At 62.3% G+C, this 13231-nt stretch carries 12 protein-coding genes; 3 read left to right on the forward strand and 9 right to left on the reverse strand.

The annotated features are described in order from the left end of the window. Positions 1-2 precede the first annotated feature (2 nt). From GXW71_RS17250 to GXW71_RS17270, 5 genes are all read right to left on the reverse strand, one after another. On the reverse strand, positions 3-1100 hold the full coding sequence (locus GXW71_RS17250; protein ID WP_211853785.1) for a DUF3618 domain-containing protein: 1098 nt from the start codon (positions 1098-1100) through the stop codon (positions 3-5). Continuing rightward, positions 1097-1489 (reverse strand): phage holin family protein, encoded by a 393-nt coding sequence (locus tag GXW71_RS17255; RefSeq protein ID WP_211853786.1) that lies wholly within the window; start codon positions 1487-1489, stop codon positions 1097-1099. The genes GXW71_RS17250 and GXW71_RS17255 overlap by 4 nt, the downstream gene beginning before the upstream one ends. Beyond that, entirely contained in the window at positions 1479-2018 is a 540-nt protein-coding gene (locus tag GXW71_RS17260; RefSeq protein WP_211853787.1) for a hypothetical protein, read from the reverse strand. The genes GXW71_RS17255 and GXW71_RS17260 overlap by 11 nt, the downstream gene beginning before the upstream one ends. Positions 2019-2414: 396 nt before the next feature. Beyond that, positions 2415-3644: an arabinose transporter gene (locus tag GXW71_RS17265; protein WP_211853788.1), complete on the reverse strand. Its 1230-nt coding sequence runs from the start codon at positions 3642-3644 to the stop codon at positions 2415-2417. 35 nt (positions 3645-3679) lie between these two features. Continuing rightward, positions 3680-5005: an amidohydrolase family protein gene (locus GXW71_RS17270; protein WP_211853789.1), complete on the reverse strand. Its 1326-nt coding sequence runs from the start codon at positions 5003-5005 to the stop codon at positions 3680-3682. A gap of 122 nt (positions 5006-5127) precedes the next feature. Here GXW71_RS17270 and GXW71_RS17275 point away from each other — a divergent pair, with 122 nt between their 5' ends. Both GXW71_RS17275 and GXW71_RS17280 read left to right on the forward strand, forming a co-directional pair. Further along, entirely contained in the window at positions 5128-6033 is a 906-nt protein-coding gene (locus GXW71_RS17275) for a LysR family transcriptional regulator (protein WP_211853790.1), read from the forward strand. A 654-nt stretch (positions 6034-6687) separates the two neighbouring features. After that, positions 6688-6990 (forward strand): hypothetical protein, encoded by a 303-nt coding sequence (locus GXW71_RS17280; protein ID WP_211853791.1) that lies wholly within the window; start codon positions 6688-6690, stop codon positions 6988-6990. Between the two features lie 38 nt (positions 6991-7028). On the opposite strand, the gene GXW71_RS17285 is transcribed toward GXW71_RS17280, so the two are convergent. From GXW71_RS17285 to GXW71_RS17300, 4 genes are all read right to left on the reverse strand, one after another. Next, positions 7029-8759: an ATP-binding protein gene (locus GXW71_RS17285; protein WP_211853792.1), complete on the reverse strand. Its 1731-nt coding sequence runs from the start codon at positions 8757-8759 to the stop codon at positions 7029-7031. A gap of 122 nt (positions 8760-8881) precedes the next feature. Beyond that, positions 8882-10105 (reverse strand): DNA cytosine methyltransferase, encoded by a 1224-nt coding sequence (locus GXW71_RS17290; RefSeq protein WP_211853793.1) that lies wholly within the window; start codon positions 10103-10105, stop codon positions 8882-8884. A gap of 112 nt (positions 10106-10217) precedes the next feature. Continuing rightward, positions 10218-11198 (reverse strand): O-methyltransferase, encoded by a 981-nt coding sequence (locus tag GXW71_RS17295; protein WP_211853794.1) that lies wholly within the window; start codon positions 11196-11198, stop codon positions 10218-10220. Continuing rightward, positions 11195-12517, reverse strand: coding sequence for an ATP-binding protein (locus GXW71_RS17300; RefSeq protein ID WP_211853795.1), 1323 nt, complete (start codon positions 12515-12517; stop codon positions 11195-11197). The genes GXW71_RS17295 and GXW71_RS17300 overlap by 4 nt, the downstream gene beginning before the upstream one ends. Positions 12518-12626: 109 nt before the next feature. Between GXW71_RS17300 and GXW71_RS17305 the strand changes: the two genes are divergently transcribed. Continuing rightward, a complete protein-coding gene (locus GXW71_RS17305) occupies positions 12627-13091 on the forward strand; it encodes a very short patch repair endonuclease (protein WP_246526661.1) in 465 nt (154 codons plus the stop codon). The last annotated feature ends 140 nt before the right edge of the window (positions 13092-13231 follow it).

Genomic DNA, 13231 nt, shown 5'->3' on the forward strand with positions numbered 1-13231 from the left:
CCTCAACCCGGCGACTTTTCGGCCGGCCTGTTCGCATTCCGCTGCCGCGCCGCCTCCTCGTCGTCCAAGGCCGCGCGCGTCTCGTCGGAGACCGTCTGGACGGCATCCGTGGCAGCGGCCGCGACCTGGCTCGCTGCGTCGGCCGCGGCTTCTCCTGCCGCGCCGATGCCATCCCGGTCCAGCCGATCCCGGGCGTCGAGGTAGGCATCGGCGACCGCGTCCTTCACCTCCGCCGCCTGCTCACCGAGGGTGTCGCGCAGCCGCTCGTAGCCTTCCTCCGCCGCTTCCTTGACCTCGCCCAGGGCGGCGTCACTGACCTCGCCCATCAGACGATCCTCCGCCTCCGACCGCGGCAGCAGGGCACCGATGGCGGCACCAGCCGCGAGACCCAGGGCACCGAGCAGAAGCGGCCGCTCTTCGACCATGGTCGCCCAGCCGCTCTTGGCACGCTCCGCCGCGCCAGCGACCGCATCGCGCGCGTCATGGTAGCGCATGCGCGCCTGCTGCGCCGCGGCACCGCCGGTGCGCGACGCGCGACCAGCGAGCTCGGAGGTCGTATTGGCGACGCCGCGCATGGCGGCAGTGGCCTGGCCGGCGGCTTCCGAGATCGTCTCGCCGGCCGTGGCGGCGGCGCTCTTCGCGCTGTCGCGCAGGGTGGCGGCCCCGCGGCCGACGCGTTCGCCGAGGCGCGGGGAGGCATCATCATGCGACGCCGGATCTCCGAATTCTCCACGCTCCCCGAAGCCGGTCTCGTCATACTCCGGCAGGTATTCCGCATCGTCGGGCGGCGGCGGCAGGGCACGACGGCCCACCGGCGCCGGTGCCGCGCGACCCCTGTCGCCGGACAGCGCCAGCCAGCCGATGCCCGCGCCGATCAGCAGGACAGGCAGCGGGTTGTCCCGGACCGAGCCGCCGAGATTCCGAAGGAATTCGGCACCGCCCGAACTCCTCGCGTAGTCCACGACCTGATCCATGATCTGGCCGGGCGACATGCGCGCCCTGAGCTCATCGATGGTGTCGCTCACGCGGGCTCGGCTGCGTTCGACATCCCGCTCGATCTCGGCTGCCGTCCGGCCCTGCGGATCCGTGTTCGCGCTCATTCGACTTTCTCCCTGGCGACTGCGGCGTCCTTGGACAACTGATTGACCGTGCGCTCCGGTGTCAGGCTTGCGGCTCTCAGCCGTCGCAACCCGGCGCTGAGCGCCAAGGCGCCACCCGCGCCGACCGCGACGGCGACGATCAATGCCGCGAGCGCGGGCGAGAGGCCCATGATCACCAGCCAGTGCACCAGGGCCTGCAGCAGGATGATCAGCGCCGCGAGCAGGAGAACCCCGCCGATCGCGATGCCGCCGGCCGCCCCGGCGATCTGGCCGATTTTCTCATTCACCTCGGCGCGCGCCAGCGCGAACTCCCGCCGGACGAGCTCCGAGGAGTCCTTCACGAGATCGCCGAGAAGGTCCGGGACCGATCGGGTCGGATCAACGCTCATGGCGGCCGCCTCCCGCAGCTTGGCGCCGGGTATTCCCGCCGCTGCTCATGGCGAAGCGGGCGGCGGCGAAGCCCGCCAGCATCGCGGCGCCGAAGAAAGCGGCAGGCTGGCGCTGTGCGAAGGCGCCCGCCTTGCCGAGCAGGTCGCCGAGACTCTGCGCCTTCAATGCCTCGGCAACGCCTTCCACGGAATCGGCCGCCGCGCGCACGTGCTTCGCGATGGCGGGCGAGCTCTCGTCCAGATCCTCGGCGGCATGGCGTATGGCGCGCGCCATGCCGAAGCCCTGCCTGGCGCCGGCTTCCTTCGTGTCTTCCGCGGCTCTCTCCGTGCGCGCGCGTGCGGCGTTCACGACGTCCTCGGCCTCCGCCTTGGCGGCGGCGGCAGTGGCCTCAGCCGTATCGGTCGCGGCGGAGGTGGCTTCGCCGGCGGGGATCCCGGCACCGGCGTGCCTGCCACTCTCGTCCTGCCCCGCATCCTGCCGCCGGTCTGCGTCGCCGCCGGCGCCGTGTGTGGAATTGCTCGCGCTCATTGGACGTCCTCCTGGGCGCGTCGCCCGCAGCCTTGGCGCCTTGGAAGATCCCGGCCGGCGAGCGCGCGCTGACAAAACGGATTCGGTGTTTTCCGGTTGCTGGGGAATCGCGTTGTGCCGCGGACGTGTTGCGCGCCCTTCGACCCTGACCGGCTGCGCCGCTGGTGCCCGATCATGCGGCGCCTGATCGACCACGCCGACGTGCTGGACAGGGCGTTCGATGGATCTGCCGGTTGCACCGCCGCCATGCGTCCGGTGCCGGCAGCAACGCCCGATCGCCGGGCTTGGCTTTGGCTGAAACGGCGGCGTCAGAATCCGGTCCGGACGCCTCTTTCATTGTCGGCCCAGCCTTCCTGGTGTGCCGGGAGCATCGCGGCCGCCGGCCCATGCCGGGCTCTATTCAGGATATTGACTTCCGCACGGCGCGCCGATGCCAAGGAGATGCTCGCCGCGGCTGGCGAGCACCAGGCCAGCGCCGAGCAGCGCGCAGGCCGCGCCGAGCAGATAGACCGCGGCATAGCCGAACTGGCCGGCGATCAGCCCGGCCGCGGGACCGGCCAGGCCATAGGCGATGTCGAGGAAGGCGACGAAGCCGCCCATGGCGCTGCCGCGGTTCGCCGGCGGCACCCGCTTCAGCGCCTCGACGCCGAGGGCGGGGAAGATCAGCGCGCAGCCGAGGCCGGTGACGAGGGCGCCCGCGAGCGCCACGCCCTCCGACGGCGCCGCCCAGAGCATCGCCTGGCCGATGGCTTCGACGAGCAGCGACCAGAGCGCGACGCGATAGCCGCCGATCCTGTCGGGCAGGTGCCCGAGCATCACGCGCACGGCGATGAAGCCGATGCCGAAGGCGGTCATCACCAGCCCCGCATGCCCCCAGCCATGCGCCGCGAAATAGAGGGAGGCGAAGGCGGTGAGCCCCGACAGCCCCACCCCCTGCAGCATCAGGCCGAGCCCTTCCTTCCAGATCTGGCCGATCACGCGATGGAAGGGCAGCCGTGGCCCGGCCGGTGAGATATGGGCGGCCGCGCGGAGGGCGATGCCGGCCGCGACCAGCGGCGCGGCGAGGCAGGCGGCCATGGCGGCCTGCAGGCCCCAGGCCTGGTAGAGCGCCATGCCGATCGGCGCGCCGATGGCGAGTGCGGCGAACATCGCGATCCCGGTCCAGGACATCGATAGCCCCGCGCGTTCCGGCCCGACCGAGGCGATCGACCAGGAGACGCAGCCGGTGACGAACTGGCTCTCCCCGAAGCCCGCCGCGAGCCGGCCCAGGATGATGACGGCGAGGCCGGCCGCCGGCGGCAGCCCGGGCATGGCGGCGGTGAGATAGAGCAGCCCGCCCAGCGCGCAGAATGCCGCACCCTGCAGGGCTGCCCGCCTGCCGCCCTGCTGGTCCGTCACGCGGCCGGCATAGCCACGCGTCAGCACCGTCGCCAGGAACTGGATGCCGATCACGAGCCCGACGGTCAGGCTGCCGAAGCCGAGCCCGTCATGCAGGAAGAGCGGCAGCACCGGCAGCGGCAGGCCGACCGCGAGATAGCCGCAGAAGAGTGCGGCGATGATGCCCGGCGCGGGGCGGGGCAGGGGGTGCGCGGCCGCGCGCGGCGCCGCGGCTGACGATGCCGACATGGCAGGCTCCATCGTATCGGGGGAAGTGGGGGGACTCATGCCGCTGCGCGGACGCCCGGCCGGTAGCCGCTGGCCTGCAGCAGATGATCGCGGGAGGCGGTGACCTCGGCGGCCAGCTTCGCCAGATCGACATCGATCAGCTTGCCGCCGCGCTTGCGGAAGCGGCCGGCGACCATGACGGCATCGACATCCGCGCGCCCGACCGCCTGGACGATGGTGCCGATGGCATCGCCCACCGGGAAGACGCCGATGCCATCGGTGCGGATCATGATGATGTCCGCCTGCTTGCCCGGCGCCAGCGTGCCGATCGCGCCTTCCAGCCCGGCGGCGCGGGCGCCGTTGACGGTCGCCGCTTCCAGCACCGCCCGCACCGTGATCGGCGCCGGCGCATCCGCTTCGCCGCGGAAGCGGCGATGGCGCATGGTCGTGCGCTGCTGGCCGAACAGGGCCTGCATCTCCCCGAACATGTCGCTGCCGAAGGCGGTGTCGAGATCGATGCCGAGGGCGGGCGCCAGCCCGTGATCGTGAGCCTGCTGCCAGGCGAAGCCCTCACCGTCGAAGCCGAACAGCGCGTCCGAGCGCGGATTGACGGTGATGGCGACGCCCGCCGCCGCGAAGCGCCGCCAGGCCTCTTCGGGGATGCGGGTGCAGTGGTTGAAGATGTTGTGCGGGCCGAGCAACGCCACGCAGTCCGGCGGCAGCGTCGCGAGGTCGCCGATGAACTCGGTCAGGATCCGCAGGTCGAGGCCGCGGGCAACCTTCCACCAGTCGAGATTGAACTGGCCGAAGAGCCCGACGCGCACCAAGGCCCCATCGCCGTTCCAGCGCCGCGCCAGCCGCGCCAGATCCCCCGGCAGATGCGCGGCGGAGGCCTGCTTGTCCATGGCAGCGCCCACCATGTGCAGCGCCCGGATGCCGGTGCTTTCAAGCGCATCCAGCGCGGCGTCGCTGTGCTCCCCGCTGCGGGCGTTGTGGCAGGCATCGATGATGGTGGTGATGCCGGCATCGAGGCAGGCCAGCGCCGTCAGCCTTGTGCTGAGATGCATGTCGACCGGCCGGTACTGCGCGCCGAGCGTCTCCGCCACGACCCCGATATAGGCGAAGAGGTCATCGACATCCGGCAGCATCCGCCTGATAGCGCCGAGCCAGGCATGGTGATGCGCATCGATGAGCCCGGGCAGGATGATGCAGCCCGCGGCGTCGATGATCTCGGCGCCCTCGGCCGGGAGATCGGCGCCGATCGCGGCGATGCGGCTGCCTTCGACCAGCACGTCGCCGGTGGCGAGGTCAGAATGCCCCGCATCCAAGGTGATGACGGTGCCGCCGCGGAAGAGCGTGCGGCCTGGGTGTTGCGCGGTCATGGGTCATGTCCCTGTCGTGGGGGCCGGGCTGCCGGCCTTCGGGCGGGACTATCGGGGCCTGACATCCTTGAATTAAGTGCCGATACGTCAGATGATTCCTGACTGAATATCAGGATGGGGCCATGGGCTTCGACGGGCGGATCCTGTCCGGGGTCAGCGTGCTGGCGGCGGTGGTCGAAGGCGGCAGCTTCGTGAAGGCCGCAGGGCTGATCGGCATCACCGATTCCGGGGTCAGCCGGGCGATCGGCCGGCTGGAGGCGCGGCTCGGCGTCCGGCTGCTCGACCGCACCACGCGCGCCGTCACCCTGACCGATGAAGGCCGGCGCTTCTATGAGGCGGTGAAGCCGCATCTCGCGGGGATCGAGGATGCAGCGGCGATCGCTTCCGGCGCCGTCTCAGCCGTGCGCGGAAGGCTGAAGGTCGATATCGATCCCTTCTTCCTGCCGCTGGTGCTGGCCGGAAGGCTCGGGGAATTCTGCGACCGCCACCCCGAGCTCGCGATCGAATTCGTGACCAGCGAGCGCGTCGGTGACCTGGTGTCGGAGGGGATCGACCTCGCCATCCGCTTCGGCCGGCCGCGTTTCGCGAGCCTCGTCGCGCGCAAGCTGATCGAGGCGCCGATCCTGACCGTCGCCGCGCCGCGCTACATCGAGCGCCATGGCCGGCCTGGCCATCCGTTGGAGCTGGCGCGGCATCGCTGCCTGCAATTCCTCGATCCCCACACCGGGCGGCCCTATGACTGGGAATTCGTCAGCGGCCGGGAGGTGATCGAGGTTCCGACCTCTGGCCCGCTGACCTTCACCGATCCGAAGTCGATGCTGGAGGAATGCGTGGCCGGCAGCGGCATCGCCCAGGTGATCGGCTGGGGCGTGCGGGAGCTGCTGGCCAGCGGCCGGCTGATCGATCTGTTCCCGGACTGGCATGGCGAGCGCTTTCCGCTGTTTGCCTTCCATCCGTCGCGGAAGCATCCGCCAGCCAAGGTGCGGGCGTTCGTTGATTTCTGCGTGGAGGTCGTTGGGTCGCTTTAATTGGTCTGCGCTGCCCTGCTGAAGCGCTGGATGCTTAGGACCATTCGTTCTAGATCGATCGTCGTCACTACGGGCATGCTGCTCTCAGTATCCGCCGCGATCCTGCACAACGCGCTGCATTTGAACGCGGCGAAGCTGTTCCAGGAACCCACTGCTGGCCCCGGTACAGCCGGGTGGGGCGGCGCTACTTCAGCCAGTCGCTCCGCCCTGACGTGCCGCCGTCGGAGGGTCCGCGGCCGCTAGCGGAAATGAGCTGATCGCGCCGACGCTAGCGGAGGCGGAGGCAGACGTGCCGGAGGTGAGGGGGCAGTGGCGAGATGACTCTGGGGTGTGACTTGATTTAACCTGGATGCATCGCTTGGCGCTTGCCGCAGAGGAGCGGCAGTAGTCTGGCTTGGCCGGCGTGGTATCGAGGCCAGCACGAGCGGAGCGACAAGTCTGCGTTGTGTACAGTGTCGAGCCGCCTCTGGGTCGGCGCGTGCTACTTCGGCGCCATCGTGGCCAGCAGGTCGAATAGATTATGCTGATAATCCAGGCGCTCAGAGCGTCATATTCGAAAATTTACTTTCCGATCTCGTAATAATGCACGGTTATGGACAAGGATTGTTTCTGGGGGAGGCTTTCATATTGTAGGGAATACCCTATAATTCTGATATGCCGACGAAAGCCGAAAGCTCGCGCGAGCGTAGATGGGTAATTGTTGCTCCTGATGGACGCTATGTGAGCTTGGGTCGTCATGGCGACCCAAGCGAGCAGGAAATCACCGAGGCGGAGAAGGCTCTGCGCGTACAAGGGCTCAGCGGCTGGCTTGCGGTCATGGAAGGCAATCCGTGGGTCGGAAAGATGCCAAAATTCCTGGAGGTGAGACCATTGGCAGAGCCGACTACAGCCTTCAGCGATGCTGTAGCCGCGTGCATTGCTAAAATTCTTGAAAAACGTTCCACTGCAAAGAAATAGTATTACGGAATTCAATTTTAGAGCGTCAATTACGAATATTATGGTGCGTTATGCTCTAGCAAGATACGTAAAGTCGGCAACACGGAATTTCGAAATTCTGTAACCTGGGATCCGCCCGTCAAAATGCCATCCTCGTGTACAATGCCATTGATTTTCTTTACGTACCCCTTGAAACTTTCGCACCCGTATCGGCAGGTTCGCCTTTCGTGTTCAGGGAAGGCATCTTCGTGTTTGACTAACCATTCAAGGACATTGTCGAGAGTGGGAGAAAAATTCTTCTTTTGAGCGTCAGAAAACGGACGCCCTTGCGCGGCTTGGTTTACAAAAACGAGTTCTTTTACCTCTCCATACCGTTTGATGCGTTTCAAATAATCGATCAATACGATTTCGAAGAAGCCGCGAAGCAGGAGAGCCGAGGCGTAGGGAAAATCTCCAATCTCCATCCTCACCGCCTCGTCCGCAAGCGAACGTACCTTGGGTGAGGAGGTTCTAATTTTGCACGTATGGAAGAGTGTGGTGTGGGTTTCTGTATGAATTAAATCTTTATCATGGCGATTCGGATCTGGCGAGTTTTGGGATGGGGCGGGCATATTATCTTTGGCAGGACCGCTGGCCGGCGCGTCAGCGGCCCGACCTGGGATTTTCCCTGAACTGGGAGCTGCAGTCGAACGTTGGCGGTCGCCTCTAGAACGTAATCTGTTCTTCTGAGCTCTGAACTCGTCAGCAATTCCTTTGAGCCAAATGACAGATTCTCGATGAGCTTCGCTTGAAACGTTAATTCCTGCTTTCTTGCTGTCCCAGGGGAGTAATTCGGGGTCCTCCGAAACGTAGTGTACCCAGCCGAGGAAGCCGGCATACTCGTTGTGCCAACCAGTCGTCCAGCCGGTCCGCTCAGTGCGATCCGATGAAAGAATAATACGGTCGTTGCAGACGACATACCACCCTTGCTCACTGGAGATCGCTCGATGGCGCGCTTCGTCGTAGTCGGATTCCAGACCCTTAATTCGATAATCTTCGTGAAGTCCAGCCTCGGCGAATACACCTACCCCTAAGCGAGTTTCCATGTACTGCATAGCGCGTCGCACAGGACCTACGTCTTGCTCTCGCACCGTTGGACCGAACGGGCCGATAATTGTACCATTTAGTCGAATCTCTATACCTTTTCGCGTGAAGATGCCGTAGCGACGCTTTACCCCGTCCGTGAGGCGATCAATCCAGAGGCTTGACCGAACGTCCGCGGCGACATCTGAACGGAGGCCGGTGATTCTGATGGCGGTGCTCTTGCTCCCGCTCGACGAACGACGCTCGGCTAGAAGAGGCTGATCACCGGCAGCTAAGACGCTGGCCTCGGTGAATGCGAAGCGAAATGCGCCGTTTCCATTGTCCGTCTCAAGCGCGATCGAAGTACCTAACTTGAAGATGGCGCGCTTGAGGCCTACGCCGAAGTGACCGATACCAAATGGATGACGCGACTTTGCGCCGGTACGAAAGGCTCGTCTCGAGAGATCGATTTCCTCCATTCCAGAGCAGTTATCTTTAATACTCAGCGATGAATCTGTGAAAACAAGGTCAATATGAAAGCCAGCATAGGAGTCTGGAAGACCACGCTGATCCTTTTTTGCGTTACCAAAGCTGAGTAACTCATTGCGTGCGGCATCGATGGAGTTATCGATAAGATCAAAAATACACTCCATCGAGGAAATGTCGGTGGAGAGACCCCTGATCAGGTAGGCGGGGTCCGCTCCAAAGTGGACCGGAACCAAGGTCATGATTCACTCCTATGCGATCTACATTGCGACGTACTCGTATTTTAAGTGTCGGACGAGACAATCACACCTAAATCTACGCCGGCGAAGCTTCCGCCGGCTCCGGTGTTGCTAACCTAATCCCGCTAGCCCGTTGCTTCCAGGCAGGATTCAATCCCTTTTGTCGGGGAGGCCTTCGTTTCGCGCTGAGGTGGTCCGGCTGAAGAACTCTCCGCGGACTTCGCGCCCAACACGCCAAGCCGCTCGCTTAGATAGGAGAATATAGCGCGAGACAGAACGGGAGAGACGCTGTTCCCGATCATTCTAAAGCTGTGCCATTTTGTTCGGTGGAATACGAACCAGTCGGGAAACCCCTGCAGGCGCGCGCCTTCCCTAACACTAATCACTCGCGCCTTCTCCGGATGAATGGGGCGCATGGACTGAAACGCCCCGCGCTCACTTCCCGTGCCTGCTCGAAGGGTGCGGCTCTGACCTTCCCACTCCAAGCGCGGGTAACGCGAAACAGGATCTTCTCCACCGGTACGCGTCGCAGCAAAGCGCGCCTGAACGTTCGGCGTATGTGTGGTGTCGTGTAAGCCCGAAACCAGGCCGGCTCTGAGTCGCTCTTTGGCGATGGCGTCGCCCAAACCTTCTATGGGAGCGGTGCGAGCCCATCTGGCATACTCGGACAATCGCCGATGCCGGCCGTCGAACTTCCACCAGCCAAGGTCGTTCTTATCCAAATCACTCCTCGGCTCCGGTAGATCGCGAATGGCGTCCTTTACCGTGGTGGCGGACCGAGTACCACAAGAACGCAGCATCTCCTCGCTAATTGGATCGACATCGGCCGGATCGTAGCCGACGACAAGCACGCGCCTCCGTCGTGTCGCGGCGCCGAAGTTCGCCGCGTCGACAATAAATGGCCCGACGATCTTATACCGGGAGTTGAGAAGAGCAATGCCGTCTTCAAGCAGACCCCGACCGGGGCCGTCCAAAAGCCCGGGAACGTTTTCCATTACGAAGCATCGGGGAGAGAGGCCTGCCACTTGGCGGAAAAAATGCACCAAGAGCTGGTTGCGAGCGTCCAGGGTTTGGCGTGCCCCTATATGGCTGAACCCCTGGCAGGGCGGGCCGCCGACAACGACGTCTACCCGACGGCCGCCAGCGATTTTCATCGCTATTGCGGAGGGCTCTATAGCCGAAATATCAGCGTGAATGAGGTTAGCTGATGGAAAGTTGGTGCGATAGGACGACGTGAGGGTCTCATCCAGGTCTATTGAACCGAGGATATCGAAACCCGTAAGGGCGGCTCCTAGGCTAAATCCTCCCGCGCCGCAGAACAGGTCCACGACGCTGCCTTTAGGGGCCATACGACAGCATGCTCCGATTCGCTCCTTATCGAAGTGGCATTGTAGCAGTTTTGGATCTGCGCCGTCGATCGGTGTCACGGCAGATATAAAAATAAATAGGCGATCTAAATGTTCAGATCTCTGCCGGGACGAAATTTGGAAGATATCTGTATAGCTGAAGATATTGCCTGCGCTCCTTAGGTGTGAGCCAAGGTAATTCGTGAACTTCATCCGGGGAATGCATGACTGAACGTTCGAGATGGGCCATCTCTTTGAGCGTCAGTCGTGGAACTTCGATACGATATGCCGTCGCATCGTCACGAAAGAAGCTCAGCTTCTCAAATGCTCCAGCAAGATAGGCTCCCTCTTGGCTCTCCTCGTAGAGCACGCCGCCGAGAGTTAGCATGCGAGCACCGTCTTTGTACTCGATATTGAGGATCTGTCGCCAGCGACGTCGACGTTCGGCCTGCGTGATCACTGCGTTTGCTGCCGCGAGAGTCGCTTCGATCACTGCTGTCATTATGCGCCGATATACGCGTCCGGCTGACCAGCCTTGGAGGTCTTCATGCTTTAAGGACGGATCGACGCGATCCTTCCCCACCATCGCCCTAAGCGCTTCCACGAAGTCACTCCGCGACGCTTCGTCGCCACTAGCGTTCCGGCGCTGGCCAGGGGGCGCCGGCGGCTCAGCATTGACCGAGAAAAGCAGTAGCGAGCCTGGCGCCGCGCGCCGCACTAATAGATCGATGTCGAGCAATTTCGGCTGCGAGAGCTGGTCATCGTAGTCCAACCACACGATAGAGGGCATCGTCCAATCCAACGCAGGCAGAATTGTGTCGGTGGTTCCGTATCGCATATCGATCGTGGCGTAAGGCATGTTCCAGTTGAATCGCTCTCGATCACGCTCCATGGCTTCGATGTTCAGCATGGAACTAATACCGAGGGCTCGATGCATGAGTTTAAAATCGGCAAAATAAGGAGATCCAAGCCCTACATAACGATATGAATGGATGTCAAAAAACCGAAGGCGGCCTCCTATTTCTGCTATTATCAATCGCTCAGCGTGTTTCGCTGGACGCAATCTATAATCAATTTTTTTGTAACTTGCGGTCATTCTTCATCGCCCTCAACGTATCGGCGATAGGCTTCATCGAAAGAGCGCTCACCTGTGTCCTTGGCGCTTCGGGCACCAATCGCTTGCATTAACTCTTCGACCTTGCTTGCCGGCCTCTTATATAGGATATTAGTCATCCGAGGGCCGCGAGGTTTACTTGATACTGTTACGCTGAAGCTGGCCGTGTACCCCGTTGCTTCTCGAAATGAAGTGGGGCGGGCGCTTTCCACAAGGCGTGTCAGCGGCCTCTCATCTTCTGGCTCCTCCTTTTCGGCATCGAGCCTATTAAGGAAGTCGATGACGGGCCGCATCATGGTGATCATCTCACGGCGAGCGTCCTGATAGATCGTGGCGTCGGGGTCAACGCCAGTTTTCATAGTGTTCCATGGTAGCTTCCCAGCATCTATGCAGTCAAATGTAGCATATCCGCGGAATCTCGAAAATTGATTATGGTATTTTGGCACTCCATCGTCAGTCACTGTGTCCCAGCCGGTGATGCGTGACTGATCGGCCGCGAGAATCACGCGTCCGTTGCAGGCAACGTACCATCCGGCTTCCATCGGACTCGACGGCGCGACGCCAACGATAAATTCGGCCCGGACCGGAGTATCGCTGTCCCCGAAGTAGACTTTCTCGCGACGCGAAGGTTTGAGTTCCTCATCGAAGAGGAGCTGGAAGGGGCGCGCACCAATCCGCGCTGGCCCAATCCATACCGCCAATCCTCGACCTAGATAATCTTGCTGCCTGCTTTCGACAGAGTTCTTTAATGCTGTTACGAATTCGTCCGTAGGGAAGCGCGCGGCGGCATCTTCTGTAAGGCGTTCGACGATAATTTTTGTGCCGCGAGCTTCGTTCGGGGCACGTGCGCGCACGGTATCGAACCGGAAATGCCATTCGGGATCGCGTAACCAGTTATCTACGTCGATCAAGAGAACGAAGTGTTCACTCTCGCTGGTCGATTCAATTCGAAAAAATCGGCCAAACCGCAGCAAGGCCCTTTTCATGCCTACTCCGAATTGACCGATAGAGTTAGGCGTAGGTGCCATCTTCGGATCGCGGCCGAAGCGGAAAGCATAATTGCGCGCGGTATGCACGTTTATGCCACCGCAGTTGTCTTCAATTACAAAGCGCTCCGATGAGCAGATGATCTTCACCCATAGATCGTCGAAGCGGGCGTCCGCCGCCGGGCGGAGGCGTTTCGCGCCATCTATGCTGTTGTCTATGAGGTCAAGAACGGCGTCCTCAAGTCGGATATCCCGAGTGAGGACATGGACGAAGAGCTCCTTCGTTGGCATGGCCTCGATTGTGATATCGTCCATTTGCCGTCCCCCGGTTGTCATAACCGTCGCCCGCCTCTCAAGATCGCCTAACGTGGATGGGCAACTCACCTACACCTAATCTGCAGCGAAGCGACCTATGGAGCGTTGATTGGCTGATCCGAACCCTCCGGTGACCGAGCTGACACGCCGGATCATGCAGCGCGTGCGTGGTGTCGACACGACCCCCGAGATGGCGGTGCGGCGCGCACTGCACGCCCATGGCTATCGATTTCGCCTGCACGACCGGACCCTGATGGGGCGCCCCGATATCGTCATGAAGTCGCGAAGAACGGTGATCTTCATTCATGGGTGCTTTTGGCATCGCCATCAGGGTTGCCGCTTCGCTTCTAATCCCAAAACGCGCCAGGAATTTTGGCAGACTAAGTTTCGATCGAACATCGCGCGGGACCAGCGCGCCTATTCCGATCTTGCGGCGCGTGGCTGGACGATTCACGTCGTATGGGAGTGTGAGGTTAAGCAAGGAACCTATCTCCAGCCCTTACTCACGGTGCTTGAGCAACAATCAGTCTCCATCGGAAAATCTTCCTCCCCGGCCCACAAGCAGGAGTCATAAATCGATTCACTCTGGAAATACTGACCGAAGCTCGCCTCGGTTTCCATTACTATCTGGCGCCTAGAAGCAATTTCTTAATCATCTTCACCGATGCCTCCATCCGAACTGCTGTGCCGAACAGCGGTGACCAGCAGAGGAAC

Origin of the sequence: Plastoroseomonas hellenica (genome assembly GCF_018129085.1) — a bacterium.
GTDB lineage: Bacteria > Pseudomonadota > Alphaproteobacteria > Acetobacterales > Acetobacteraceae > Plastoroseomonas > Plastoroseomonas hellenica.

What these genes read in the sequence shown, in the direction of transcription:
- GXW71_RS17250 (WP_211853785.1), bottom strand. Translation starts at nt 1,100, where the DNA reads ATGAGCGCGAACACGGATCCGCAGGGCCGGACGGCAGCCGAGATCGAG.
- GXW71_RS17255 (WP_211853786.1), bottom strand. Translation starts at nt 1,489, where the DNA reads ATGAGCGTTGATCCGACCCGATCGGTCCCGGACCTTCTCGGCGATCTC.
- GXW71_RS17260 (WP_211853787.1), bottom strand. Translation starts at nt 2,018, where the DNA reads ATGAGCGCGAGCAATTCCACACACGGCGCCGGCGGCGACGCAGACCGG.
- GXW71_RS17265 (WP_211853788.1), bottom strand. Translation starts at nt 3,644, where the DNA reads ATGTCGGCATCGTCAGCCGCGGCGCCGCGCGCGGCCGCGCACCCCCTG.
- GXW71_RS17270 (WP_211853789.1), bottom strand. Translation starts at nt 5,005, where the DNA reads ATGACCGCGCAACACCCAGGCCGCACGCTCTTCCGCGGCGGCACCGTC.
- GXW71_RS17275 (WP_211853790.1), top strand. Translation starts at nt 5,128, where the DNA reads ATGGGCTTCGACGGGCGGATCCTGTCCGGGGTCAGCGTGCTGGCGGCG.
- GXW71_RS17280 (WP_211853791.1), top strand. Translation starts at nt 6,688, where the DNA reads ATGCCGACGAAAGCCGAAAGCTCGCGCGAGCGTAGATGGGTAATTGTT.
- GXW71_RS17285 (WP_211853792.1), bottom strand. Translation starts at nt 8,759, where the DNA reads ATGACCTTGGTTCCGGTCCACTTTGGAGCGGACCCCGCCTACCTGATC.
- GXW71_RS17290 (WP_211853793.1), bottom strand. Translation starts at nt 10,105, where the DNA reads ATGGCCCCTAAAGGCAGCGTCGTGGACCTGTTCTGCGGCGCGGGAGGA.
- GXW71_RS17295 (WP_211853794.1), bottom strand. Translation starts at nt 11,198, where the DNA reads ATGACCGCAAGTTACAAAAAAATTGATTATAGATTGCGTCCAGCGAAA.
- GXW71_RS17300 (WP_211853795.1), bottom strand. Translation starts at nt 12,517, where the DNA reads ATGGACGATATCACAATCGAGGCCATGCCAACGAAGGAGCTCTTCGTC.